Raw genomic sequence first — 25,968 nt, forward strand, 5'->3', positions numbered from 1 at the left:
ATTTTTTTTATGAAAACTACTGTTTATTCTTATACTTTAAGCAAAGAAATTATTTAACAGAGCCTAAAAGTAATTGTTCCAGCTCATTTAACCTCTCTTCAAATACTTTTAATGCGTCTTCGATAGGCTTAGATGATGTCATATCAACGCCTGCCTTTTTCAATACTTCGATTGGATAATCAGAGCTTCCTGAGCTTAAGTAACCAATATAGCGTTCAACAGCAGACTCGCCTTCTTCTAAAATTTGTTTACTTAATGCTGTGGCCGCACTAAAACCTGTGGCGTATTGATAAACATAGTAATTGTAATAGAAATGTGGAATACGCGCCCATTCTAATCCAATTTTTTCATCTATTACTAGATCTTCTTCACCAAAATATTTTTTATTAAGCGCATAATATTCATTTGTTAATAGCTCAGCGGTTAAAGCTTCCCCACTTTGAGCCTTTTGATGAATCAAGTGCTCAAACTCTGCAAACATCGTTTGCCGGAAAACGGTTCCTCTGAATCCTTCTAAATAATGATTTAGCAAGTAAATTCGCTTTTGCTCATCATCAATAGTCTTTAATAAATAATCATTCAACAACGATTCATTGCATGTTGATGCAACCTCTGCAACAAAAATCGAGTAGTCACCGTACGGATATGGCTGTGTTTTACGAGTTAGATAACTATGAACACTATGTCCTAATTCATGTGCAAGCGTAAAGACGTTATCAATATTATCTTGCCAATTCAACAAAATATATGGATTTGTTCCATAAGCACCAGAGGAATATGCCCCACTTCTTTTTCCTTTGTTTTCAACAACATCAATCCAGCGGTTTTCAAACGCTTCCTTTAGTATATTAGCGTAATTTTCACCAAGCGGTTTTAGACCATCTAATACCATATTTTTTGCCTTTTCATAGGAAACTTCCATATCAACGTCTTGTACAAGCGGCGTATATAAATCATACATATGGAGCTCGTCTACACCTAATACTTTTTTACGTAACTTTACATAACGTTTTAATAAATGTAAATGTTGGTTCACAGTTTCGACTAATTGATCATACACTGTTTCCGGAATATTATTGCTGGCCAATGCTGCCTGTCTCGCAGACTCGTAATGGCGAATGTTGGAAACAACATTATTTTTCTTCACTTGCCCACCTAGTGTGCTAGCAAAGGTATGTTTAAAAGTACCGTAAGTGTCATATAACTTTTCAAACGCTTCTTGACGGACCCGGCGATTTTTACTTTCTAATAAATGAGTATAACGTCCATGTGTAATTTGAATTTCTTCACCGTTTTCATCAATAATCGTTGGAAATTCCAAATCAGCATTATTCAGCATTCCAAATGTAGAACTTGAAACATTCATTACTTCCGATGTTTTTGCTAATAATGCCTCTTCAGCTGTAGATAAAATATGGGGACGCATCGTATTAATTTCTTCTAATGCATGTTCATAAACCTTAAGCTGCTCATTCTCCTTTAAAAAGGATGATATTTTTTCTTCATCAATTGCAAGAATTTCTGGAACAACATAAGCAAAAGCGCTCCCTATTTGCGCTGATAAACTTCTTGCTTTACTATCTAAACCTTGATAAAAAGAATTTGATGTATCCTGATCATAGCGCATATGAGCATATGTAAATAATTTTCCAAACCTTTCTGTTACTTCATCTTGAAATTTCAATGCAGCGTAAAATTGTTCAGCGCTGTCTCCCAATTTCCCTTGATATTGTGGTGCCTTTTTGAGGAGCTCTTTAATCTCTTGATATTCTTTTTCCCAATCATCATCGGTTGCAAATATATCTTCTAATCTCCACGTCAATTCTTTATCAATTTCACTACGATTAGGCAATGCTTTAACTTTCTTTTCATTTGTTGACATGAAACAGCCTCCATTCATAATTGTATTTGTATTACAATTCTATCCTACATGATAAATTCCTGCTATTCATATGTCTTTTTTGCAGCGAAGAATTCCAACTTCAACTTCTTTTCCATCCGTATAACCTCTTCCATATTCTTTGGAATGGGAATTGATTTATTCATAATATATTTTCTTTTCTTCACTTCCTTTAAATATCCCAATCTAATAAGCAATTGTGTATATTGATGAAGCATTTCATCTTTAACATCTTGGTATATAAGAGGAAAATGACGTAAATGAAGATAACGCTGTTCCATCCTTTTTCTGAAGTTTTCATGGATTTGTTTAAAAGTAAGCGCTTGGCCATTTTTAAGATTTCGCAAATTATCAATCCAATAATAAAATTGCCATTCAATAGCATGTTCTCTGCAAATCATCATTTGTTTAAGCGGTAAGCCAATAATAGCTGGTAAATATAGAGGGTGTTGATCGTGTAAATATACTTCTCTTAAAAATGGATCTTTAAAACCTTTTCCATATTTAAGTTTCGTGTGGATCCATTCCTTTCTCAATTGAAACCATTTTTCATAAAAGCCATTATTCATACTTGTAGAAATCAGTTGATGTGCTAGAAGTGGAAATGTTATAGAATAAAGTGGTTGTTGTGTAATATTTGCGATTACAGTAGTTAAAGATACTGGCATAAGTTGTGTGAGAATGTGGAATTGTCGATTTTGCGGAGAATAGCTAAAAAGGTAAAATCCCTTTTTATAGTCATAACGGATAAATGCCATTTGAAAATCGGTCAATTGAAACCTGTGCTCTCCTACTACTTTCTGATAAGGTAATCCGCCTAATATCCAAACGGGGATGATGTGCTCTTCTAAGTATCCTTTTGTTCGTTTTATTATTTGTTGCATCGGAATTTTTGAGCACTGATATTCTATGGCAAATAATTGCCGGTTAAGTTTCACAAGAAGATCTGCCTTTTGTTGGATAACAGAGATAAATGTTTCAACTTGCGGCTCTAACAGCTGTCGTTTTAACCATTCGTAAAAATCTTTTTTTGCTTGCAAATGTTGGAAGCTTTCGTGTTTGGAAGTATATAAGCAGTCATTATTTTTCACATGGGCAAAATGTGGTAATTTATATTTACCAATTTTTAATAAAACAGGCTGATAACAATGACAGCAAAAAAATGTTTGTTGTTCCTTTAATTCCCGTAAACTTTCTCGCTTATGAAAAAACAACAAATTAATACATTCACCATCTTGATTCATTGCGGTAAACAATAAGTATCATTCTCCTTATTATTGATATAAAAATAGTCGTTTATAATGGGCAAGAGATGTAACAAACAGCATTTTATTAATAATATGACATTCATCTCATCTTTCCTGCACAAAAATAAAAAAAATCGATGAAATGATCATCGATTTTTATTGTTGATTAAAAAATGTATTAATTGTAGAGAAAACATTTTCTTTCATAATTATTTTACCGTATTCCTCTAGTCGATGTATGGTGACAGGAGATTCTTCACCGAATTCAAGCATACGACTTAATATATCATCAATGTCTTCTTCTTCAAATTCATGGGCTGGAAACTCTACATACAAATAGTAGCGATTTTCAAAATTGAAAAGCTTTGTTAGTACGTTTTCAAATTGATCTACTTTTGCCAAAGAAATCAAATCTTCAAATTCTTTAAACACCATGACCATTTCATATATTTGCGATGCATCTTCACCTTCTTGAGAATCAGACTCTTCAAAATGGTCAGCAAAAAATTCAGCAAATGGTTCAGTCAATGGTATATTTTTAAGTTTATCTTCTGGAATTGGTAATTCAAAACGCTGGCCATCTTTTGACAATTGCGCTTTTGTTACTAATACTTCAAGTCCTTTTTCTAAAGCCTGAACTTGAATCCACAATGGGCCATCTGGAATAAATTCTTCCTCGTGATGAATTTCATCCATCATCTCCCAGAACAGTTCTTCGCTTCTTTCTCGGTCATACCAAATTTCTTCGCGATTAAAGCCACGTTCCTCTATATCTATATACGAAATATAAAATTTAACTGTGTTTTCATTGATCCGTTCAATTTCCATACATCTACTCTCCCTTCTATCGAATAAGTGTTGAAGGGACTGTTCCCCCAAGTAAGGCACATGTATGATTAATCGTAACTCATATTGTACACCTTGTACTTCTATTTTATGATAAAAAGAGCTTAAAGGGAAATAAAATTGCTTCCCATTTTCAAATTCCACTATCGCCTATTTTGCTAATATGATTATTAAGCATTATCAATTATTTTCTTTATAGTCTTGTTTTATGTATTTTATCTAATTTTATTACTTTATTCAAGACGAAATTTTCTAAAATTATTTAACGTTTTAAGAATACATAACACAGCTCCTATATATTCTTAAACCCTAAAAGGGATGCGCTAAAAAACACCTTCTTTCGTGAGAAGGTGTTTTATATTTATTAAATCATACTATTAGTTAACAAGTTTTTGAGCTTCCCTAAGTTGAAACGTACGAACTTTTCGAGGCAAGAAACGACGAATTTCATCCTCATTATAACCAACTTGTAGACGCTTCTCATCAACAATGATTGGTCTTCTTAATAACCCTGGGTTATGTTGGATTAATTTATATAATTCTTGTAATGGCAGAGCATCTAAATCAACATTTAACTTTTGAAAAGTTTTTGAACGAGTTGAGATAATTTCATCAGTTCCATCTTCGGTCATACGCAAAATTTCTTTAATTTCGTCCAACGTCAGAGGTTCCGAAAAAATATTTCTCTCTTTATATTCAATTTGATTTTCTTCCAACCAATGTTTTGCTTTTCTGCAAGATGTGCAACTAGGTGAAGTGTATAATGTTACCATATATCATTCACACTCCTATATATAATATTTGATATGCTGCTTCATTAAATTATTACATTATTAAATTAAAATAACTTTAAAGAAACAATGTATATTATGTATTATACACCAAAAGCACAATGATGGATATACTTTTTGGAAAAATATATCTTCACTTGGTTTCTTAGCTATTTACTAAACTATACCACTCCACATTTTACTTAAACATAAAACTGGAAATGCTTTAAATGATTTTCAATCTCACTATACTTATTATAAGTTACTTTCATTAATATTCAATTAAAATTCGATTAATATTAAATATTTTTTTCAGAATGTTCAATATCTGCATAAATAATATAAAGTAATTAAGGACAAAAAACAATTTAGGATCGTCTAATGACTGAATAAAAAACCAATCCTCACTTTGTTACTATTTAAGATTTACTAAAACTTCTGCAGAATGTACGCAACAAGTGCAAATGAAACGGCTCTCTGCCGCCGTGGAAATTACTCCCCCCTTTTATAAACTAACAATATTTTACATATCTTTATAAAGATGACTGTTTTTAAATCGATGTTGTTCATCAAATCGTTCATTAAGACACCAATCTGGCGGAAAGATGCGAAATCCATGCAGGATTAGCGGAATTGATGAAACCCCCTAGGCGTGCAGCGCCGAGGCGGCTCAGCATCCGCCCGCGAAAAGCGAGCATCCTGGAGCAAAAATCCGGAAATTATCATCCGTATAAAAAGCTAAAAAAACACCCCGTAAATGTTAGTTTGTTGGCTAACATTTACAGGGCAGTTCAATTTGGCTACAGTCCAAAAAAGATTTAAATTATTTCCTATTTAAATGTGCTTTTATAATGTTTAAATTCCTTTTCAGAACAATATACAAAATGATTTGGTGCAACTTCACGCATTTTGACTTCTTCACCTTGCTCATAATTATGAATAGCAGGATCATATATTTTCCTAACACGTGTACGTTCATAATCTGGATCTGGTAAAGGAATGGCTGACAATAATGATTGTGTATAGGGGTGAAGCGGATGGTTATACAAATCATTTGCTGGAGCTAATTCAACTAATTTACCGAAATACATAACACCAATACGGTCACTTATATATTTAACCATTGATAAATCGTGTGCAATGAACAAATAAGTTAACCCGCGTTCCTTTTGCAATTTTTTCAATAAATTAACGACTTGTGCCTGTATAGAAACATCAAGTGCTGAAATTGGCTCATCAGCAATAATAAATGATGGCTCAACAGCCAATGCACGCGCAATACCGATCCTTTGTCGCTGACCACCTGAAAATTCATGTGGATATCGATTCGCATGTTCACGATTCAAGCCGACCGTTTCAAGTAATTTATATACTCTATCCATTCTATCAGCCTTTGATTTGGCTAATCCATGAATATCAATTCCTTCTGCAATAATATCTGCTACTTTCATTCTAGGATTAAGGGAGGCATATGGATCCTGAAAAATCATTTGCATTTCGCGATTAAACTCTTTTAAAGCTTTCCGGGATTTTTTCTCATGAACATTTCTCCCATTGAAAATAACTTCACCATCAGTCGCGTCATATAACCGAATGATTGTACGTCCAGTTGTAGACTTACCACAACCTGATTCCCCTACAAGACCAAGTGTTTCTCCTTTGTAAATATCAAAAGTTAGATCATCTACTGCCCGTACTTCATTTGGTTTGCCAACATTAAAATATTGTTTTAAATGTTTAATTTCTAATAATTTTTCTTGCGATGCCAATTACTTTCCCTCCTTTTCAAGGTCAGTTGCTTTAAACTTATGCATACGTTTCTTCACCGCTTCCGGGGGCTCCACTTTAGGTGCATCTGGATGGAGCAACCACGTTGCAGCATAATGCGTATCTGAAACTTTAAACATCGGCGGTTGTTCTTCTAGATCGATTTTCAATGCATACTGATTACGCGCAGCAAAAGCATCTCCTTTAGGAGGATTTAATAAATCTGGCGGTGTACCTGGAATTGCATATAGTTCTTCGTCACTTTCATCCAAACTCGGCATCGAGCTGATTAATCCCCATGTGTAAGGATGTTTTGGATTATAAAAAATTTCATCCACAGTGCCAACTTCAACAATTCTGCCAGCATACATAACTGCGACACGATCTGCGACATTTGCCACTACTCCTAAATCATGTGTAATAAAGATAATAGAAGTATTAATTTTCTTTTGTAATTCTTTCATAAGCTCAAGAATTTGTGCTTGAATGGTTACATCTAATGCTGTCGTTGGTTCATCAGCAATTAATACTTTCGGATTGCATGCAAGAGCAATCGCAATGACAACACGTTGTCTCATCCCGCCCGAGAATTGGTGAGGATATTGTTTAAAACGAGCCTCTGCATTAGGGATTCCGACTAATTGCAGTAATTCAATAGCACGTTTTTTTGCATCCGCCTTTGATAAATGTTGATGTTTATGCAAAGGTTCCATAATTTGTTTGCCAACTGTCATTGTTGGATTTAAAGATGTCATTGGATCCTGGAAAATCATTGAAATATCTTTCCCGCGAATTTTTTGCATTTGGCTTTCTTTTAGTTTAATTAAATCTTTATCTTCGAACATAATGTGACCTGATTTAAATTCTGTTGTACGATCAGGCAGCAATCTCATAATTGACTTTGTCGTAACAGATTTACCCGAACCTGATTCTCCTACGATCGCCAATGTTTCACCTTCATGCAAATCAAAACTAACACCACGAATCGCTTGTACTTCACCAGCAAATGTATGGAAAGAAATGTGTAAATCCTGTACTTCTAATATTTTCTTCATCTTGTTGTTCACCTCACTCTTAATCTCTTGATTTTGGATCAAATGCGTCACGTAATCCATCAGCAATTAAGTTAAATGTAATCATTAATAAACTAATAATAATCGCCGGAATCAATAACTGAAACGGTAAAAATTGCATCGTCGTAAAGCCGTCTTCTATTAATGTACCTAATGACGCTTTTGGCGGTTGTAATCCTAATCCGATAAAACTCAAGAAAGCTTCAAAGAAAATGGCATTCGGAATCGTGAACATCGTGTTGATGATGATAACGCTGGATAAATTTGGAATTAAATGTTTAAACATAATTTTTCCGTTACTTTCTCCTAATGTTCTAGAAGCAAGGATATACTCTTGCGATTTTAGTTTTAATACTTGTCCACGGACAACCCTTGCCATTCCTGTCCAGCCAGTAATGGTGAGTGCAACTGTAATGGAAATAATACCTGGATTCAAAACGAGAATCATAAGAATGACAATAACGAGTTGCGGAAGACCTGAAATTACTTCTAAAATACGCTGCATAACGTTATCAACATTACCGCCATAGTAACCAGATACAAGACCGTAAACAACACCGATCACCATATCGATGAGTGCAGCTAAAAAGGCAATATATAAAGAAACCTGCGTACCTTTCCAAGCACGAGAAAAAATATCTCTTCCTAAGCTATCTGTTCCAAACCAATAATACTCTTTAATATTTTTCTGTTTATATACATCTGTTTCCACGCCGCTAACCTTCATATGGCCATCGAAAATTCCTAGCTTCTCAATTCCTTGAATTTTCGGTGGTAAATTCGCATGTGAGATATTTTGCTTATCATAAGCATAAGGAGATAAATGCGGACCTACAAAAGCCATAATAATAAGAATAGCGAGGAGAAAGATACTAAATACCGCTCCTTTATTTTTTCTTATCCGAAGCCACGCATCTTGCCAAAAATTCAAACTAGGTTTTTCAATTCTTTCACTTGATTCAGCAACAATGTCGGCAGGTTCAAATTTATTAAGGTCAATGTTGTCAATAGCTTTCATTATTTTCTCCCTCCCGATATTCTTATTCTCGGATCAATAACGCCATATAAAATATCTACTACTAGAATAATGACTACGAAAAGTACTGCAAATAACATTGTCGTTCCCATAATAACGCCATAATCATTTGTTAAAATAGAGGTAACGAATTGTTGTCCAATTCCTGGAATTGCAAAAACTTTCTCGATCGTCAATGAACCAGTTATCAAACTAACGGCTAATGGTCCCATTACTGTGATTAAAGGAATTAATGCATTTCGCACTGCATGTTTAAATGCGATTCCAAGCGAGCCAACACCTTTCGCCCTCGCTAATGTAATATAGTCTGAATTCAAGACATCGATTAATTCTGTCCGCATAAATCTTGCTGCAGTAGCAAGCGGAAACATCGCTAGGGCAATACTTGGCAATATTGTACTCGCAAAGCTTTGCCAATAAGCAACTGGGAATAATTGAAATTTTACAGCGAGAAAATATTGCAGCACTGCCGCAAACACAAATGATGGTATTGATTTTCCTAAAACAGCAATAAATGTACTGGAATAGTCCACCCATGTATTTCGTTTGAAAGCAGCAAGCACTCCTAAAAGAACACCAAACACAACCCCTATTACCATTGCTTCTACACCAAGCTCTGCTGATGGACCTACACGGCTAGCGAGAATTGATGTAACAGAACGATTATCTAATTGGAAAGAAGTACCTAAATCTCCTTTTAATAACCCAAACATATAATGTGCATATTGAACAGGTATCGGATCATTTAAACCGTATTTGTCTTTCATTATGTTTAATTGTTCTGCAGTTAATTTTGATTGAGAATTAAATGGAGTACCTGGCATGATTTTCATGAGGAAAAAAGATAAAGAAGCGATTATAAACAATGTAATAATCATATAAATGATTCTTTGAATAATAAATTTCACCATTTGACCCTCTACCTCCTTAATTTATAATTTAACTAAAAATTCATCAAAGTTCGACAATTATTTTAAATTGAAAAAGAGAGTATATGAGACATACTCTCTTTTCAAAAAACTTACAATTATTTTTGGATATAAGCCCATTTGTAAGTGAAATCTGTTCCAGATGCGTTTTTCACTACACCTTTAACATATGGTTGTTGTAAGAATGCCCAACCTTTTTGGTATACAGGTGCAACAGCAGCATCTTGTTGAACAAGAAGTTTTTCAGCTTTTTGAATTGCAGCCCAACGTTTCTCAGGATCTGTCGCTAAAGTTGTTTCAGCATCGTTAATTAACTTGTCATATTCTTTAGAAGCATAACTTGAATGGTTTTCTGGACTATCAGATAAGAATAAGCTCATAAATGTATATGGATCTGTATAGTCTGGATTCCAACCACTCATTACAATATCGTAATCGCCTTTATCCCATCTTTCGAGACGGATTTTAAATGGAACTTGACTTACTTGTAATTTCAAACCTGGTAAATTCGTTTGTAATTGGTTTTGCATGTATTCTCCAAGTTTTTTCGCAACATCTGTATCATCGCCTAAATATCTTAGAGTCAATGAAGATTTACCGATTTCTTTTAGACCTTTTTTCCAATATTTTTGTGCTTCCGCCTTGTTATAAGCATTAAGTTTGCCATTTTCAGCACGGAAATCTTTTCCTGTTTTAGGGTCTTTTACAAAATTAGCAGGAATAAATCCATCTAAAGGTATCGCACCATCTGCTGCAATTGAATCTGTAATACCTTTTTTATCGAATGCTAATGATAGAGCCTTACGAATATTCACATTACTTAGAGCAGAGTTCTTTTGGTTGAAATCTAAATAATATGTGCTTGGTGATAAGTAAGTAGTGTAATCACTTTTTGATTTCATTTGAAGTGCTTGCTCACCATTTAATAATGTTCTATCTAATTTTCCTGTGTTATAAAGATTTACACCAGTAGATGCATCTTTTACAACATTTACATTAATTTGGCTTAGCTTAACAGATTTTGCATCCCAGTAAGAGTTGTTCTTTTTATATGTCCAAGAGTCACTTGTACCGTTCCATTTTGTTAATACAAACGGACCATCATAGATGAGGTTATCACTACTAGTAGCGTAATCTTTACCTTTTGATTCAACATATTTTTGATTTTGCGGTAAGAATGTTGATGATGTAATTAGCGTTTCAAAATATGGAGTAGCTTTTTCAAGTGTAACTTGTACAGTTTTATCATCTAGCGCTTTGATACCTAATTGATCAGGCTTCATTTTTTTGTTCGTGATTGCTGTTGCGTTTTTAATGACGCCATCCATTAAATATGGTCCGTATGGAGAAGCTTGTTTAGGATCAATTGCTTTTCTCCAAGCGTAAACGAAATCGTTCGCTGTTACAGGATCACCATTAGACCATTTTGCATCACGTAGTTTAAAAGTATAAACTGTTTGAGCTTTGTTTGTTTTTGGCATTTCTTTCGCAATACCAGGTGCAGGCTGATCATTTTTATCGAGACGTAGTAAACCTTCAAATACTTGATCCATAACTGTAGAACTAACAATATCCTCATTCATTGTCGAATCCATTGTCGGAATTGTATCTTTCTCAGTAATGTTAAGTACTTGCTTTGTACTTTTAGAGCTTGTGCTACTACTACTATCACTACTACTATTGCCACCACAAGCAGCTAAGCCTAAACTCAGTACAGCTGTAAGACTAAGTAGAGCGGTAAATCTAGCTTTTGTTCTACTCATTAGTAGACCCCCTTTTTCTATTTTTCAGAAAACTTTACACAAATAATATTATACATGCTTTTTCAGTTTTGTACATATATTTTTTTAATTATAATAAAAAAATAAAATTCTAAAAATTCTTTCTAATTATTCGTATTTTTTCCAAACCCCTTATGCCATAAGGGGTTATTAAAGGTTTACTACAATAATAAAAAGTGTTGATAACATGAAAAATTCATTTTTTTCCACCTATTAAATCAATTCGATTTTGATAGATATTCTAACATATTTTTATATCATTTTTTGTTTTTAAATAGTCATCTTTGATATAAGTGAAATATTTGTAACAATACCTCACTCACTTCCTTCATTCTCCATAAACTTTCATTTTTTTGTCATAAGATAAGACAAAAATCACTATTTTTCCTAATTTTTATAATATTAACAATTAATATTATATCTAATTAGTTATCTAAAATAACTAATTGCAATGATATCAACAGATATTTAAATATGTCGCACTTACTATTTTTCGCTTATAATATTAAAAGATGTTTTTATCATTTGAAAACGACATTGTCATGTGGCCATGTTTTAAGTAGAGGTGAACAGGATGCTTAAAAAAACAATATATTGGTTTATCCCTTCTCAAATCGTCATTTTTTTAATTACTATATTTAAAAATCATACTGTTAATTTATTGCATTATATCAATATTTCTTTTATGCTCGGTGGACTCTTCATTTTTTTCGGATTAACGATCTATGTACTTAGTTCAGGTTTTTTCGATGTAACCGTTTATAGTTTCAGGCGAGTATTTAAAGTGAATGGAAAAGAGCTATCTAGAGAGGAAGTAAATGAAATGCGACCTTTTTCTGAGCTCGTTTCATTTAATTTCCTTCCTCTCCTCTTAAATGGTATACTAATTCTGGCTATTATGTTCATCTGCTTGTTTATCTACTATTGATAAACATTAAAAAAGTAGATATAATAATAACTATTAAAAATTTGATAATTAAGCGATGACAAAGAAAAGTACATTTGTTTTTACTTTTATAGAGAGCTTGTGGCAGGTGGAAACAAGTATGTAATGCAAATGGAATGGGCTTTTGAGCTTTAATAGTGAACATTGAAGTAGCTATTAACGTACTGTACGTTATACTTTCTAAGCGGCTCGTATACTAGCGAGCACTTAGGGTGGCACCGCGGATCATTCCCATTCGTCCCTATATTGGATGAATGGTTTTTTTATGTATATTTTTAGGAGGTATGTTAAAATGAAAACAATTTTTTCAGGTATTCAACCAAGTGGCGTCATTCACCTTGGTAACTACATCGGGGCAATGAAACAATTTATAGAACTGCAGAACGAGTATAATTGTTATTTCTGTATTGTAGATGAACATGCAATTACAGTGCCTCAAGATCGATTGCAATTGCGTAAAAATATCCGCAGTTTAGCGGCATTTTACATTGCTGTAGGCATTGATCCATCAAAAGCAACATTATTTATTCAATCAGAAGTTCCTGCTCATGCCCAGGCAGGGTGGATGCTCCAATGCGTCTCTTATATCGGCGAACTGGAGAGAATGACTCAATTCAAAGATAAATCGGCTGGAAAAGAAGCTGTCTCAGCTGGTTTATTAACTTATCCGCCATTAATGGCAGCAGATATATTATTATATAGCACTGACTTAGTTCCTGTTGGAGAAGATCAAACACAGCATTTGGAATTAACTAGGGATTTAGCAGAAAGGTTTAATAAGAAGTATTTAGAAATATTTACGCTTCCTGAAATTAGCCTTCCAAAATCCGGGGCGCGTGTTATGTCATTACAAGATCCAAAGAAAAAGATGAGTAAATCTGATCCTAACCAGAAATCTTTTATTACTCTTCTTGATGATCCTAAACAAGTTGAAAAGAAAATTAAAAGTGCTGTTACTGATTCAGACGGCATTGTAAAATACGATAAAGAAAATAAACCTGGCATCTCCAATTTACTCTCAATTTATTCTGCACTTGGTAATCAATCAATTGCAGAACTAGAAGCGAAATATGCTGGAAAGAATTACGGCGTTTTTAAAACGGATTTAGTTGAAGTAGTTAACAATGCCCTCAAACCGATTCAAGATAAATATTATCAGCTTATTGAATCAGATGAATTAGATGAAATCTTAGATGAGGGTGCAGCTAGAGCCAATCAAGTTGCAGGAAAAATGCTCAAAAAGATGGAAAATGCTATGGGACTTGGAAGAAAGAGAAAAAGATAATTGCAAAATAACAGCCGGCAAGCTTGCCAGCTGTTATTTTTTACATTAATTCTCTTTTTTCATTATGCTCTAATTCCCATATCCGTTCAAAGAATGGCTGCCCTTTAACGAGATTTTCACATAGTTGCACATGTTTATCTGACCACCCTAGTTTCGTTTCTTCAAAGAGGTGCTGCCATACTTCTTCAAAACTCATGTATTGAATTTCTTTATATTTTTCTGGTGCCCATTCCGTATACCAATAACGGACTTCAGCAACATTTTTCGATTCATATAATTGATCTAAAGCCATAAATAATAATTGTTTTAACTGTCTTTCTTTTCTCGTTAATCCTTGCATGTATGTAGGAGATGGAGATAGTATATGATGTTCCTTCGCTTTTCCTTTTCCGTTAAATTGATATTTCGTGCATTCATGATCAGCAATCATATCATACACTAACTGTTCTTGTCTTGGTATTAGTCTACTTTTTCTAATTGGAACAGTGTAACCAATTGTGTCAACCGCAATAATACCTTTTCCATCCGTCACTACAAAACAATAGTCCAACTGCGTACGCTCATGATTTTTTCTTAATATTGCTTTTTGATATACATCGTTCAGTAGATCCGCTGGAAGTTCTGCTAAATCGTTTTCTATGTAGTCAAATAATATAGGATCTACTAACAATAGCGGTACTTGATCTAATAATTCGATCGTATCGTCGCGCCGCCATTCATGAAAGGAACAAACGTTATATCCATTTTCTTCTCCTTCAAACCAATTTACCCAAACATCATGAAGATAAAGCATGACTAACCCCCCATTTACTTCTTTTGTCATTCAGTATAGGCAGGGATTAGTAAATTTATTCCTTCTATAGCATATAAATCTAATTACAAAACATAGGATATTCCCCTTCCTTATGAGTAATCTCCTTGCAAAAATACCGAGGAATCCTTTTTGATGTAGCGTGTTGTTTTAAAACCTTCATTTTTTTTAAAATCCTCTATTAATTTAAAACCAAGTGCATATCCGATCATATTTGGCAACAGACTCTTTCCATAAAGAAGCTGATCATGTATCGACTCCTTTTTCTTCCGTGATAGATTATCCTTAAAATGACTTTTCCAATATCTTAATAACTGCCTATCAGCATATTGTTTCGTGCTCTGCGCCAAATACTTCTCACCGCAATATTCAAGTACAGCATGTTCTGCCAAGCCTTCGAATACCAATGAATCTAATAAAGTATAATCCATCAAATCTTTATTTAAATAGTGCATCCTCGTTACATGGTGATATTCATGTACAAAAAGTGCTTCCCACTCTTTTATATCATCTACTGGAGCAAGGAATAAATATATTTTGTTTGGAAAGGAAACACCTGATTTTTGAATCGATTGGCCTGAAAATAATGGGTTCTTCATCTGAATTGGGAAAATATAAATATTTGATTCTGGCCCACTCCAAAGTTTTCGATATTTTTGATACCATCTTTCAATTAATTCCCACACTTTTCTATCCTTTAACTTTGTGTAATTCGCTTTTGTATATCTGGATGGTGTGTACATACCAAACGTTTGTAAATAGCGATAAAACTGCTCCCCACCAACTTGTTCCGGTTCCGCTTTTTGACAAAGCTTTTCAGGATGCTCAAAATCTTCATCAAGCCATTGATCTGTTCGGATTACTCCCAATATATTCACCCCAAAAGTAGCAAATTTTATTGTTATCTTATGTAAAAAGACCACATTTGCCCCTATGGCAATGTCCAATTTGCTGGGAAATATCCTTAAGAAGAAAACATCCACCCACAATGGCGCCGTCAATATTCATAGTAACAGGATGAAAGCTATAAAGAGAGTTGAATAAGAAAAAGGCATGAGTCTAACTCATGCCCTAAACATACTATTTTGTTTAACATATAAATAAAAACAGTCACAATAATACCCTTACATAAGCATACGTATAATACAATATATATCTTAATATTTTTTAAATACTAATGTAGCATTATGGCCGCCAAAGCCTAATGAATTGCTTAGTACATAATTTAATTCTTGTTTGCGTGCTTTGTCTGGTACGTAATCTAAATCACAATCAGGGTCCGGTGTTTTAATATTAATAGTAGGCGGAATCATTCCATCCTTAATTGCTAACACAGAGAAAATTGCTTCAACACCACCAGCAGCACCGAGTAAATGCCCTGTCATTGATTTTGTTGAGCTGATCGCTAAATGATATGCATGGTCGCCAAAGACTTCTTTAACAGCCATTGTTTCATACTTATCATTATATTGAGTGCTTGTACCATGTGCATTTATATAGTCGATTTCATTTGGGGCAATCCCAGCATCATCCAATGCCATTTTCATAGCACGTGCTCCGCCTTCTCCACCTGGTGCTGGAGCAGTAATATGATATGCATCACCTGTTGCGCCATAGCCAACAACTTCAGCATAGATTTTTGCGCCGCGCGCTAAAGCATGCTCTAAATCTTCTAAAACGACAATCCCTGCTCCTTCTCCAATAACAAATCCATCACGCTCTAAATCAAATGGACGGCTTGCAGATGCTGGATCAGGATTTGTTGTTAATGCCGTATTCGCAGAGAAACCTGCCAATGACATATTTGTAATTGGGGCTTCCGCTCCACCACTGATCATTACATCGCAGTCTCCACGTTGAATAACTTTAAAAGCATCACCTATAGAATTTGTTCCTGTTGCACAAGCTGTAACAGTACAAGAATTAATACCTTTTGCACCAAGAATAATGGAAACTTGTCCAGCAGCCATGTCCGGAATCATCATTGGTACAAAGAATGGACTCACACGTCGATAACCGCGTTTTTGAAAGACTTCCAACTGTTGTTCATACGTTTCCATTCCACCGATTCCAGAACCAATCCAAACACCAACCCTGTTCGCATTCTCTTCATTAATCGTTAAATTAGCATCTTTTACTGCCATAAGTGCTGACGCTACAGCGTAATGTGTAAAACGATCCATTTTTCTTGCTTCTTTACGCTCGATATATTCTTCAATATTAAAATCTTTTACTTCTGCTGCTACTTTTGCAGGAAATTGTTCAGCATCTAATCTTGTTAAAGGACCAATGCCTGATTGACTATCCAATATATTTTTCCAAGTTGTTTCTGCATCATTTCCCACTGGCGTAACAGCACCTATTCCAGTAATAACAACTCTTCTTTTTTCCATATTTCCATCTCCTTTTCTAGGGGACAAGATGACCCATTATTTTTGATTATTTACGCACGATAAGTTTTCCCGGCAGGAAATTCATATTGAAAAGAACATTATCTTCCCCATTTAATAAGAACTGCTCCCCAAGTTAGACCTCCACCGAAACCAACCATCACAATTACATCATCATCTTTTATTTTCCCTGCTTCTAACTCATCAGCAAGAGAAATAGGAATAGAAGCTGCAGATGTGTTTCCGTATTTATGAACGGTTTTAGACATTTTCTCAATAGGAAGTCCTAATCTTTCGCGAGAAGCCTCCATAATACGAATGTTCGCTTGATGTGGAATTAAGAAATTCACATCTTCTTTTGATAAACCAGCTTTCTTAATAACATTTAAGCTTGATTCACCCATTTGTCTAACTGCAAATTTAAATACTTCACGGCCATTCATTACAATATGCCCATTTTCGTCTTGATATAAATATTTTCCACCCGATCCATCTGAACCAAGCTCAAAAGATAAAATTCCTCTACCTTCGGAAACAGGACCTACTACTGCTGCTCCGGCACCGTCACCAAATAAAACAGCTGTACTGCGATCTTCCCAGTCTGTAATCTTAGATAGTTTTTCGACCCCTACTATTAAAACATATTTATACGTATTCGTCTCAATAAATTGCTTGGCCGTTGCAAGACCATACATAAATCCCGAACAAGCCGCACTAATATCCATTGCCGCAGCTTTTTTCGCACCTAAACGATCTTGTATCATATTTGAAACAGTAGGAAACGGTTGATCCGGTGTTACAGTTGCAACTAAAATGAGATCAATATCTTCGGGAGTAATTTCGGCATTTTGAATGGCTTTCGCTGCTGCTTCGTAGGCCATATCTGAAGTATTAATCTCATCTGGAGCAATTCTTCGTTCTTCAATACCTGTCCTTGTTCGAATCCACTCATCAGAAGTATCCATCTTTTTCTCAAAGTCAAAGTTTGTTATTACTTTTTCTGGATTATATTTCCCTACACCTACTATTCCAGCATTCATTAACACATACCTTCTTTCTAAATAAATTTAAGCCATTTTCATTTGGCTTTGTCAAATGTAATCATTGATTAATATTTGGCAATGCGCCATCGATCAACAGGGATACTGAACAAAAATATAAATAATATAAATTCAAATACAAGTTTATAGTAATTATTATGACCTGCTACTAATTATAGCAAATCAAAATTTTTTTGTCACCTTCCCCCTTCTTTTCATTTAATTAGGGCCAATTAACGATACTGAAAAAAGGTTTTCACATATGTTATAAGTAAAAAGTTCAATTGGAGGTGAGCTTTATTGGAAAATGATCGTGAAAAGGTGCACCCATTTGACCGAATGTTTTTTAATCATGAATCCCGGCAAGAGGTAGACAATAACGACAATCAACAATTTGATGATGCCCCGCAGTTTTTTAATGAGATTTTCAATTCAGATATACTTAAAAACATCGATATGGATGAAACACTTGCAAGTATTGAAAAAATATGGGATTCATTCCAAGAATTGAAGCCGATGTTTCAGCAGGTAACTCCATTATTTGAAAAATTCATCTCTAAATTTGGCCATAAATCTTAAAGCTGCCTTATTAAAGACAGCTTTTCATTTGTTTCATTTGCAATCGCAAAGCCTCGTGAAAAGGAATAGATTCTTTAACAGAAATTATTTTTATTTTCCCGTCTTCTAGGATTACCCGCTGTTTTCTTTCACGATTTTCAATATGAAATGAATGATCAATTTCATGGGCCAATTCTTCCCATCTATTTTCCGCTTCATTCTGCAGCATAATGGTCTGCTGCTGATCCTGTCTATCTTCTAACAATGAAATAATCGTGTTTACAGCATCTTCAATAAAAATTGCATCACTTGGATCATCTTTATAATCAAGTTGCAGATTGCCAGATATTAGCTGATGAAATAATAAGGATTGGGGCTGCCACGGTCCATACAGAGTAGGTACATATATTTGATGAAATATTACATCTTTTTTTAATATATCCGAGCACCATTTTTCTTCCCATTCACTCTTAAAACACTGCGTCGGACTAATCACCACCACTTTATGAATAGCATCCATCATGTCTTCCAATTTCGAATAAACCTTTTGAAGAATGTCTTTTTTTTCAACAATATAGTAATCATAAATTGGAAGAAAACAGATCATATTATCTTGTAATTCTATACTTTCACCTATTTCACGATATTGAAGGTTTGCATTTCTTCCAATCTCCATCCATTTATTATTTTCAAGCATTTCTTCTTGTTGTTGTTCATCTATTGCCAAGACTTCATAACCTTGATTAACTAAAGCTTTACAAAGTTCAAAACCAATAAATTGCTGGGCTCCGAAAACTAGTGCATACTCCATAAGAGACCCTCCTGAGCAAATACTAAATATTGCATAGTGATTACTTCATGTATATGCATTAACGGTCGGACATTGTTATAGAAAATAAATTTGTAATTCCAGTGAATTTATTGATTCCCTCTTTATTTAATACAGACGCTATGATAAGATTTAGTTAAATAGTAGATGGAAAGCAAACTTGAGGTGGAAAAATGAAATATATTTTGACGCTATTTTGGACCTTTTTACTTGTAGAAATGCTTGGGTATGTTGGAAGCGCTATGACAAACTCAAAATATGATGTTACGACTATGGCCATTCTTTCTATTTTCGTAACAATTTTTATTTTGATTGTAAATGCATGTCTTTCAAACAAAACTGCAGCGAACGAATAGTAAAAAGCAATGATTTTCATAATCATTGCTTCAGATTGTCGACAAAAGGCATCGAGAGCACTTACTCTCGATGCCTTTTGTCATTTGTGAATGGAATTGCGATAAAAACCGTTGATTTCCGCTCAAGGTGCTTGCTTTCCAGGGGGCAGTGCAAGCCACCTGCGGAAAGCGAAGGATATTTCCGGAGCGGAGGTGGAGACAGTATTCGGAGTTTCTTTAGTTAATATCCTTTTGCCCAGCCTCCAAGCCATGATTTTAAAAATCATGGCTTTTTATTTTCCTATTGAATTGCAAACGTGAGTGCACCATCCTCCATATCCAGTTTCACGACATCATTTGGATGAATATTCCCTGAAATAATTTCCTTTGCTAATTGTGTTTCAATTTGATGCTGAATAAATCGTCTTAAAGGACGAGCACCATACATAGGATCGTAGGCAGATTTAGCAATCCATTCTTTAGCTGAATCAGAAATGGCTAAATGGATATATTGATCGCTTAATCTTAATTCTAATTGCTTAATTAATTTTGTTACAATATTTTTCATATCATCCATGCTTAACGGTGCAAAGAAGATAATATCATCCACTCTATTCAAAAATTCAGGTCTAAAGGATGATCGTAATTGCTGTAACACTTTCACTTTTATATCTTCATTTATCTCTCTATGTTGTTCTGCACTTTCCAATAAATACGCTGATCCAATATTAGACGTCATAATAATAATCGTATTTTTAAAATCAACTGTCCTGCCTTGTGAATCTGTGATTCGTCCATCATCCAATACTTGTAACAAAATGTTAAATACATCTGGATGAGCCTTTTCAATTTCATCTAGAAGAATAACAGAGTATGGTTTTCTTCTCACAGCTTCGGTTAATTGTCCGCCTTCTTCATAGCCAATATAGCCTGGAGGAGCACCAATTAATCTTGATACAGCATGTTTTTCCATATACTCGCTCATATCAATTCGAATCATATGATCCTCATGATCAAACAAATGCTGTGCTAATGCTTTCGCTAGTTCAGTTTTCCCTACTCCTGTTGGACCAAGAAAGATAAAGGATCCAATTGGCCGGTTTGGATCTTTTATGCCAGCACGTGCTCGTAGGACTGCATCGCTCACTAATTGGACAGCATCATCTTGACCAACTACTCTTTCATGGAGGATCGTTTCAAGTTTTAATAATTTATCCCGTTCTCCTTCAACTAATTTTGTGACTGGAATGCCTGTCCATCTTGCAATAATATTGGCAATTTCTTCTTCTGTCACTTCTTCCCGTAAAATACGGTTATCATTTTGCTTGGAGGCTAGTGTTTCTTCTATTTGTTTTAGTTCTTTTTCTACAGCTGGAATTCTTCCGTGCCTCAATTCTGCCGCTTTATTTAGATCGTATTGATTTTCAGCTTCATCCAATTCACGACGTAATTTTTCTAACTGCTCTCTTTTTTCTTGCACAATTTCCAGTTCATTTTTTTCTAACTGCCATTTAGCTCGCATTTCATTTAGTTTATCTTTCATTTCCGCTAAATCGCCTTGTAAAATGTGCAATCGTTCTTTACTCGCCTCATCCGTTTCTTTTTTCAAAGCTGCTTCTTCTATTTCAAGCTGCATCACTTTTCTTGTGACTTCATCTAATTCACTTGGCATAGAATCGATTTCTACACGGATCGTTGCGCATGCTTCATCTACTAAATCAATCGCTTTATCAGGTAAAAATCGATCTGTAATATAGCGATTTGACAATGTCGCTGCAGCAACGAGTGCCTTATCATGAATACGAACACCATGATGAACTTCAAATCTTTCTTTTAGACCACGTAAAATTGATATTGTATCTTCAACTGTCGGTTCTTGAACAAGTACTTGTTGAAAACGGCGTTCTAACGCTGCGTCTTTTTCAATATATTGGCGATATTCATTTAAAGTCGTAGCTCCAATACAATGTAATTCACCACGAGCTAACATCGGTTTTAACATATTCCCTGCATCCATCGCGCCTTCTGTTTTCCCAGCTCCAACAATCGTATGGATTTCATCAATAAATAAAATAATTCTGCCTTCACTTTTCTTAATCTCTTGAAGAACGGCCTTTAATCTTTCTTCAAATTCGCCCCTAAATTTTGCTCCTGCAACAAGTGCAACAAGATCTAATGAAAAAATGGTCTTATCTTTTAACCCTTCAGGAACATCTTTGCGCACAATCCTTTGCGCCAATCCTTCAACAATGGCTGTTTTTCCGACACCAGGCTCACCAATTAACACTGGATTATTTTTTGTCTTTCTAGATAAAATTCGAATAACATTTCGAATTTCAGCATCTCTCCCAATAACAGGATCTATTTTTCCTTCTTTTACCGCTTCGATTAAATCAATACCATATTTTTTTAATACATTATAAGTCGCTTCTGGATTTTGCGAGGTCACTTTCTGACTCCCCCTCACCTTTAAAATTGCTTGTAAAAGTTTTTCTTTTGTCACTTGTTTTCTTAATAAAAACTGTGTCACTTCATTATTTTGCTGCTCCATTACAGCTAGAGCAAGGTGTTCAACAGAAATATATTCATCTTTAAAAGCAGCCATTTCCTTTTCTGCTTGTTGAAATAACTGCATGAGCTGATGGGATAAATAAGGGTTGTCAACATTACCTGTAATTTCTGGCTTTTTTTCAAGCAGATCATTTAGTTTCGCAAAAATATCCTCATTACTTATTTCTAGCGTCTGATAAATACTTAGCAATAAACTATCGGGCTTTTCAAGTAACACTTTCCATAGATGAGGAATGTCTACCTCTGGATGATGTTTTTGAGCTGCTAATTGCTGTGCCTGAACAAGACCGTCCTGCACAGTAAAAGTAAAGCGATTCACATCCATTATTCCACCTCCACCCATTGTGGCTATGTAAACATAGTATTTCTCATACATATTTTACAATCATATGCGATACAGATCAAAATTCTTATATAAATAAAGACGAAAGGAGCATAACCCCTTTCGTGTTTTTGTTAAGGTTTACGTTTATATGTCCATTGACGGCCATCATTTGTATTTTCAGGAAAATGGTCTCCAGCTTTTAAACGAATACTCTTTGGATTTTTAACCATACTTCCTTCCTCGCCAATTTCAACATAAATACCATTATTAGGAGCTTTTTGACCTACTCGAAATCTGTGTTGTTGTCCCATCTAAATATTCCCTCCTCAAATTTTTGGCGGACATGTTTAATTTACGTCAGTTCATTGCCTTCATAACAAACACATTTTCCCAATGTTAAAAAAATAATTAGTGATTCTAACTATCCACTATCTTATGTTTGACGATAGTTAAATAAATAGTGGTTCTCTAAAGCTTTCCGCAGACAAGCATCGAGCTGACAATTCTCCTAACCAATAAAGCGTTTGCTTTTAAATGTTTTAATTGCCATTTTTAAAGGGATTTTTGTATAGAAGATATGATCTTTTCTGTGGGGGCTGGTGTATTTGCAGATGTGAAGGGAAAATCATGGCATGTAAAGGACGAAAGAAAAAAGCAGGACACCTCCTTCGAATAAAGGATTCAATGGGAGGTGTCTACACTCTAATCTGTATTAATAAACATTCATCATATAATTAATCTGGAATTCCTAACGCAATTTTTGCATATCTTGACATTCTATCTTTTGTCCATGGCGGATTCCATACAATGTTAACGTTCGTTTCTTTTACTTCAGGAATGTCTGCAACTGCGAGTTTAACTTGATCAACAATAACTCCCGCTAATGGGCAGCCCATTGCTGTCAATGTCATTGTAACATCGAGAACGCCTTCTTCATTTACATCTAAATCATAAACAAGTCCTAAATTTACAATATCTATGCCAATTTCAGGATCAATCACTTGTTCAAGTGCACCTAAAACATTCTCTTTTAATGTTTCATCCATATTGTTCATCCTCCTTTTTTTCTATCATAACAAATCCATTCTTAATATAAAAATAATAATTCTTCAAGATTTTAAAATCATTTTCACATATAAAATGTTATATTATTTAGTATAGTTTTAATCATTTATTAAACATTTATTATTGATTAAAGGAGCACATATATGACAAAACCGTATTTAATCGCTCTCGATTTAGATGGAACCTTATTAAATGACGAAAAAACCATTTCTTTAAAAACAAAATCTGTCCTTCAAAAGGCAATGGAAAACGGTCATATTGTAATGATTTCAACTGGACGCCCCTTTCGATCAAGCTACCAATATTATCAAGAATTGAACCTACATTCGCCAATTGTAAACTTTAACGGCGCCCTTATCCATCATCCTCGCAACGATCAATGGGGAATTTACCATGAACCTCTATCATTGGACGTTGTCAAAACAATTATTGAAACGTGTGAAAATTTCAGATTACACAATATTATTGCCGAAGTAAAGGATGATGTCTATCTTCACCAACATGATCCAAAGCTTCTTGATATTTTTCATGCTGGTTCACCAACCATTACAACCGGACATTTAGTACAGCATCTAAAAGACCACCCAACGTCCTTACTTATTCATGCGGATCAAAAGGATGTAAAATCTATTCGGCAATATTTAAGTGATGTACACGCAGAAGTGATAGACCACAGACGCTGGGGTGCACCATGGTATATTATCGAAATTGTAAAGTATGGATTAAATAAAGCAGTCGGCATAAAAAAAGTGGCAGACTACTACCAAATTCCTCAAGAAAGAATCATTGCTTTTGGCGATGAAGATAATGATTTGGAAATGATTGAATATGCTGGAATAGGTGTTGCAATGGGCAATGCTATACCAGCTTTAAAAAACATCGCAAATGATATTACTCTTTCCAATACTGAAGATGGAATTGCCTTATATTTGGAAGAAACTTTAAATTTAAAATAACTCGAACTCCATTCATTACCTGATTATTATGTATGAACGAGTGTTAAACTATTTATCGAATACATCATTTGTATTCATTTCTAACATATAAAAGGCGGTGTTACATTTGGGTAGAAGTAGCAAATCAAAACGTTTTGTTCAGCAAGGGAAAAATGCTGTTAAACAGCATTCACAACAATTTCCTTATCACTCCACTTTTTCTGAGGCAGAGCAACGTCAGCCAAATGTAACAAACGATAACGCGTAACACGCATGGAGGCTATTAAAAATGGCGAACCGTTTATATCAACAAGCCCGACAATATGTTGAATTAGCAAAAGAAACTGCTGCAAATGGTACTGATTATGAAACAAAAGAAACAATTGCAAAAGCAAAAAATGCATTATCTAGCGCATACGCAAATACAACTGTAGCAGAGCAAAAACAATTGCGTGAATTACAAGCTGAATTAGATACATTAGAATAGTTCATTACAAAGAAGATTAGGATTGTCTTTAGAAGTTGTTTTCTTCTAAGACAATCCTTTTTTTGCTGGTAACATTTAGAAATGATTCGTTATTCCCCTTAAAAAAATGGTAAACTAAATAAAAAAAGTAATCGAAGGTGATTGAATGAACGTTCAACTATTTGCAGACAGCGGCTGTGATTTACCATTACATTTTTATAAAGACAATGATATTCATTTAATTCCGTTAACAGTATATGTAGAAGAAAAGGCATACGACGACTTAATTGAAATCAATCCAAAGGAATTATTTACTTTTATCCGTAATGGTGTTGAAACAAAGACATCACAGCCGTCCCCGGATGTTTTTGAAAAAATGTTTACAAACTTAGCAACTGCTAATCAACCTGGCATTTATATGGCTTTTTCCTCGGAATTATCAGGCACTTACCAAACAGCAGTCATGATTCGCAATCAAGTAAAAGAAACTTATCCAAATCTAGATTTAACGATCATTGATACAAAATGTGCATCGATTGGATATGGTCTTGTTGTCAAGTCTGCTGCCGACTTATTAAAAAGAGGCGCAAGTAAAGAAGAAGTTATTAAAGACATTGAATTGCGCAGTCAGCATATGGAACATATTTTTACTGTCGAAGACTTGGATTTTTTGGCAAGAGGCGGTAGACTTTCAAAAGCTTCTGCATTTTTAGGAGGTCTTCTCAATATTAAGCCTGTCTTAAATGTTGAAGAAGGAAAATTGATTCCACTTGAAAAACTACGAGGACGCAAAAAATTATTCAAACGGATTTTAGATATTATGGATGAGCGCGGAGTCGATCTGGAACATCAATTGATCGGAATTTGTCATGGTGATGACGAACAATCAGCTGAAGAATTAAAACAGTTGATTCAAGATAGATTCGGGACAAAGGAATTTTTGATTAATACAATTGGTTCTGTCATTGGATCACATGCGGGCCCTGGTACGTTAGCTGTTTTCTTTTTAAATGAAGTAAACAATGCATAGTCATTATCTTCTCGGAAATATTAATAGAGGACA

Annotated in this window: 25 protein-coding genes and 1 other annotated feature; of the genes, 8 read left to right on the forward strand and 17 right to left on the reverse strand. The window is 34.5% G+C overall.

From position 1 onward, the window contains the following. Window positions 1-49: 49 nt before the first annotated feature. From pepF to G4D61_RS02485, 9 genes are all read right to left on the reverse strand, one after another. Window positions 50-1,882 (reverse strand): oligoendopeptidase F, encoded by a 1,833-nt coding sequence (pepF, locus tag G4D61_RS02445; protein WP_025727497.1) that lies wholly within the window; start codon window positions 1,880-1,882, stop codon window positions 50-52. A gap of 62 nt (window positions 1,883-1,944) precedes the next feature. Beyond that, window positions 1,945-3,156, reverse strand: a complete 1,212-nt coding sequence (locus G4D61_RS02450; RefSeq protein ID WP_025727498.1) for a competence protein CoiA — start codon at window positions 3,154-3,156, stop codon at window positions 1,945-1,947. Between the two features lie 147 nt (window positions 3,157-3,303). Then, a complete protein-coding gene (gene mecA, locus G4D61_RS02455; protein WP_025727499.1) occupies window positions 3,304-3,975 on the reverse strand; it encodes an adaptor protein MecA in 672 nt (223 codons plus the stop codon). 395 nt (window positions 3,976-4,370) lie between these two features. Then, a complete protein-coding gene (gene spxA, locus G4D61_RS02460; protein ID WP_025727500.1) occupies window positions 4,371-4,766 on the reverse strand; it encodes a transcriptional regulator SpxA in 396 nt (131 codons plus the stop codon). An 827-nt stretch (window positions 4,767-5,593) separates the two neighbouring features. Further along, window positions 5,594-6,532 (reverse strand): oligopeptide ABC transporter ATP-binding protein OppF, encoded by a 939-nt coding sequence (locus tag G4D61_RS02465; RefSeq protein ID WP_025727501.1) that lies wholly within the window; start codon window positions 6,530-6,532, stop codon window positions 5,594-5,596. After that, on the reverse strand, window positions 6,533-7,585 hold the full coding sequence (locus tag G4D61_RS02470; RefSeq protein WP_025727502.1) for an ABC transporter ATP-binding protein: 1,053 nt from the start codon (window positions 7,583-7,585) through the stop codon (window positions 6,533-6,535). A 19-nt stretch (window positions 7,586-7,604) separates the two neighbouring features. Then, window positions 7,605-8,624, reverse strand: a complete 1,020-nt coding sequence (gene opp3C, locus G4D61_RS02475) for an oligopeptide ABC transporter permease (protein ID WP_025727503.1) — start codon at window positions 8,622-8,624, stop codon at window positions 7,605-7,607. Further along, the gene (gene opp3b, locus G4D61_RS02480) at window positions 8,621-9,550 is read right to left on the reverse strand and encodes an oligopeptide ABC transporter permease (protein WP_025727504.1); all 930 of its coding nucleotides are present in this window, start codon (window positions 9,548-9,550) and stop codon (window positions 8,621-8,623) included. The genes opp3C and opp3b overlap by 4 nt, the downstream gene beginning before the upstream one ends. 116 nt (window positions 9,551-9,666) lie before the next feature. Further along, complete coding sequence (locus G4D61_RS02485) at window positions 9,667-11,331, reverse strand: peptide ABC transporter substrate-binding protein (RefSeq protein WP_025727505.1); 1,665 nt, start codon at window positions 11,329-11,331, stop codon at window positions 9,667-9,669. A gap of 592 nt (window positions 11,332-11,923) precedes the next feature. Here G4D61_RS02485 and G4D61_RS18435 point away from each other — a divergent pair. Then, window positions 11,924-12,277, forward strand: coding sequence for a DUF3899 domain-containing protein (locus tag G4D61_RS18435; protein WP_025727506.1), 354 nt, complete (start codon window positions 11,924-11,926; stop codon window positions 12,275-12,277). 46 nt (window positions 12,278-12,323) lie between these two features. Then, window positions 12,324-12,541, forward strand: a binding site (T-box leader). A gap of 46 nt (window positions 12,542-12,587) precedes the next feature. Next, window positions 12,588-13,580 carry a tryptophan--tRNA ligase gene (gene trpS, locus G4D61_RS02495; RefSeq protein ID WP_025727507.1) on the forward strand — a complete coding sequence of 331 codons (993 nt, stop codon included), beginning with the start codon at window positions 12,588-12,590 and terminating at the stop codon, window positions 13,578-13,580. 40 nt (window positions 13,581-13,620) lie between these two features. Here the strand turns inward: trpS and G4D61_RS02500 are convergent, their stop codons facing one another. The 4 genes from G4D61_RS02500 to G4D61_RS02515 form a co-directional block, all read right to left on the reverse strand. Then, the gene (locus G4D61_RS02500) at window positions 13,621-14,373 is read right to left on the reverse strand and encodes a YjbA family protein (protein WP_025727508.1); all 753 of its coding nucleotides are present in this window, start codon (window positions 14,371-14,373) and stop codon (window positions 13,621-13,623) included. 110 nt (window positions 14,374-14,483) lie between these two features. Further along, window positions 14,484-15,269, reverse strand: coding sequence for a DUF2268 domain-containing putative Zn-dependent protease (locus tag G4D61_RS02505; protein ID WP_371316490.1), 786 nt, complete (start codon window positions 15,267-15,269; stop codon window positions 14,484-14,486). Window positions 15,270-15,548: 279 nt separating this feature from the next. After that, on the reverse strand, window positions 15,549-16,784 hold the full coding sequence (gene fabF / locus G4D61_RS02510; RefSeq protein WP_025727510.1) for a beta-ketoacyl-ACP synthase II: 1,236 nt from the start codon (window positions 16,782-16,784) through the stop codon (window positions 15,549-15,551). Window positions 16,785-16,882: 98 nt separating this feature from the next. Continuing rightward, window positions 16,883-17,821, reverse strand: a complete 939-nt coding sequence (locus tag G4D61_RS02515) for a beta-ketoacyl-ACP synthase III (RefSeq protein WP_025727511.1) — start codon at window positions 17,819-17,821, stop codon at window positions 16,883-16,885. A 300-nt stretch (window positions 17,822-18,121) separates the two neighbouring features. Here G4D61_RS02515 and G4D61_RS02520 point away from each other — a divergent pair, with 300 nt between their 5' ends. Further along, a complete protein-coding gene (locus G4D61_RS02520) occupies window positions 18,122-18,400 on the forward strand; it encodes a hypothetical protein (RefSeq protein WP_025727512.1) in 279 nt (92 codons plus the stop codon). Window positions 18,401-18,410: 10 nt separating this feature from the next. On the opposite strand, the gene G4D61_RS02525 is transcribed toward G4D61_RS02520, so the two are convergent. After that, a complete protein-coding gene (locus tag G4D61_RS02525; RefSeq protein WP_025727513.1) occupies window positions 18,411-19,190 on the reverse strand; it encodes an NAD-dependent epimerase/dehydratase family protein in 780 nt (259 codons plus the stop codon). 191 nt (window positions 19,191-19,381) lie between these two features. Here G4D61_RS02525 and G4D61_RS02530 point away from each other — a divergent pair, with 191 nt between their 5' ends. Further along, on the forward strand, window positions 19,382-19,564 hold the full coding sequence (locus G4D61_RS02530; RefSeq protein WP_025727514.1) for a YjzD family protein: 183 nt from the start codon (window positions 19,382-19,384) through the stop codon (window positions 19,562-19,564). A gap of 280 nt (window positions 19,565-19,844) precedes the next feature. On the opposite strand, the gene clpB is transcribed toward G4D61_RS02530, so the two are convergent. From clpB to G4D61_RS02545, 3 genes are all read right to left on the reverse strand, one after another. Then, window positions 19,845-22,439 carry an ATP-dependent chaperone ClpB gene (clpB, locus tag G4D61_RS02535; protein WP_035353963.1) on the reverse strand — a complete coding sequence of 865 codons (2,595 nt, stop codon included), beginning with the start codon at window positions 22,437-22,439 and terminating at the stop codon, window positions 19,845-19,847. A gap of 131 nt (window positions 22,440-22,570) precedes the next feature. Further along, the gene (locus G4D61_RS02540) at window positions 22,571-22,750 is read right to left on the reverse strand and encodes a YjzC family protein (RefSeq protein ID WP_025727516.1); all 180 of its coding nucleotides are present in this window, start codon (window positions 22,748-22,750) and stop codon (window positions 22,571-22,573) included. A 423-nt stretch (window positions 22,751-23,173) separates the two neighbouring features. Then, on the reverse strand, window positions 23,174-23,485 hold the full coding sequence (locus G4D61_RS02545) for a metal-sulfur cluster assembly factor (RefSeq protein WP_025727517.1): 312 nt from the start codon (window positions 23,483-23,485) through the stop codon (window positions 23,174-23,176). A 162-nt stretch (window positions 23,486-23,647) separates the two neighbouring features. Here G4D61_RS02545 and G4D61_RS02550 point away from each other — a divergent pair, with 162 nt between their 5' ends. The 4 genes from G4D61_RS02550 to G4D61_RS02565 all read left to right on the forward strand — a co-directional run bounded on the left by G4D61_RS02550 (window position 23,648) and on the right by G4D61_RS02565 (window position 25,935). Further along, window positions 23,648-24,460, forward strand: a complete 813-nt coding sequence (locus tag G4D61_RS02550) for a Cof-type HAD-IIB family hydrolase (protein WP_035353960.1) — start codon at window positions 23,648-23,650, stop codon at window positions 24,458-24,460. A 106-nt stretch (window positions 24,461-24,566) separates the two neighbouring features. Further along, window positions 24,567-24,707: a hypothetical protein gene (locus tag G4D61_RS02555; protein ID WP_163173126.1), complete on the forward strand. Its 141-nt coding sequence runs from the start codon at window positions 24,567-24,569 to the stop codon at window positions 24,705-24,707. A 21-nt stretch (window positions 24,708-24,728) separates the two neighbouring features. Then, entirely contained in the window at window positions 24,729-24,926 is a 198-nt protein-coding gene (locus G4D61_RS02560; RefSeq protein ID WP_025727519.1) for a DUF3813 domain-containing protein, read from the forward strand. A gap of 145 nt (window positions 24,927-25,071) precedes the next feature. After that, entirely contained in the window at window positions 25,072-25,935 is an 864-nt protein-coding gene (locus G4D61_RS02565; protein ID WP_025727520.1) for a DegV family protein, read from the forward strand. The last annotated feature ends 33 nt before the right edge of the window (window positions 25,936-25,968 follow it).

This window comes from Heyndrickxia ginsengihumi, from assembly GCF_011008565.1.
Taxonomy (GTDB): Bacteria; Bacillota; Bacilli; order Bacillales; family Bacillaceae_C; genus Weizmannia; species Weizmannia ginsengihumi.

What these genes read in the sequence shown, in the direction of transcription:
- pepF (WP_025727497.1), bottom strand. Translation starts at nt 1,882, where the DNA reads ATGTCAACAAATGAAAAGAAAGTTAAAGCATTGCCTAATCGTAGTGAA.
- mecA (WP_025727499.1), bottom strand. Translation starts at nt 3,975, where the DNA reads ATGGAAATTGAACGGATCAATGAAAACACAGTTAAATTTTATATTTCG.
- spxA (WP_025727500.1), bottom strand. Translation starts at nt 4,766, where the DNA reads ATGGTAACATTATACACTTCACCTAGTTGCACATCTTGCAGAAAAGCA.
- G4D61_RS02470 (WP_025727502.1), bottom strand. Translation starts at nt 7,585, where the DNA reads ATGAAGAAAATATTAGAAGTACAGGATTTACACATTTCTTTCCATACA.
- opp3b (WP_025727504.1), bottom strand. Translation starts at nt 9,550, where the DNA reads ATGGTGAAATTTATTATTCAAAGAATCATTTATATGATTATTACATTG.
- G4D61_RS02485 (WP_025727505.1), bottom strand. Translation starts at nt 11,331, where the DNA reads ATGAGTAGAACAAAAGCTAGATTTACCGCTCTACTTAGTCTTACAGCT.
- G4D61_RS18435 (WP_025727506.1), top strand. Translation starts at nt 11,924, where the DNA reads ATGCTTAAAAAAACAATATATTGGTTTATCCCTTCTCAAATCGTCATT.
- trpS (WP_025727507.1), top strand. Translation starts at nt 12,588, where the DNA reads ATGAAAACAATTTTTTCAGGTATTCAACCAAGTGGCGTCATTCACCTT.
- G4D61_RS02500 (WP_025727508.1), bottom strand. Translation starts at nt 14,373, where the DNA reads ATGCTTTATCTTCATGATGTTTGGGTAAATTGGTTTGAAGGAGAAGAA.
- fabF (WP_025727510.1), bottom strand. Translation starts at nt 16,784, where the DNA reads ATGGAAAAAAGAAGAGTTGTTATTACTGGAATAGGTGCTGTTACGCCA.
- G4D61_RS02515 (WP_025727511.1), bottom strand. Translation starts at nt 17,821, where the DNA reads ATGAATGCTGGAATAGTAGGTGTAGGGAAATATAATCCAGAAAAAGTA.
- G4D61_RS02525 (WP_025727513.1), bottom strand. Translation starts at nt 19,190, where the DNA reads ATGGAGTATGCACTAGTTTTCGGAGCCCAGCAATTTATTGGTTTTGAA.
- G4D61_RS02530 (WP_025727514.1), top strand. Translation starts at nt 19,382, where the DNA reads ATGAAATATATTTTGACGCTATTTTGGACCTTTTTACTTGTAGAAATG.
- clpB (WP_035353963.1), bottom strand. Translation starts at nt 22,439, where the DNA reads ATGGATGTGAATCGCTTTACTTTTACTGTGCAGGACGGTCTTGTTCAG.
- G4D61_RS02540 (WP_025727516.1), bottom strand. Translation starts at nt 22,750, where the DNA reads ATGGGACAACAACACAGATTTCGAGTAGGTCAAAAAGCTCCTAATAAT.
- G4D61_RS02545 (WP_025727517.1), bottom strand. Translation starts at nt 23,485, where the DNA reads ATGGATGAAACATTAAAAGAGAATGTTTTAGGTGCACTTGAACAAGTG.
- G4D61_RS02550 (WP_035353960.1), top strand. Translation starts at nt 23,648, where the DNA reads ATGACAAAACCGTATTTAATCGCTCTCGATTTAGATGGAACCTTATTA.
- G4D61_RS02560 (WP_025727519.1), top strand. Translation starts at nt 24,729, where the DNA reads ATGGCGAACCGTTTATATCAACAAGCCCGACAATATGTTGAATTAGCA.
- G4D61_RS02565 (WP_025727520.1), top strand. Translation starts at nt 25,072, where the DNA reads ATGAACGTTCAACTATTTGCAGACAGCGGCTGTGATTTACCATTACAT.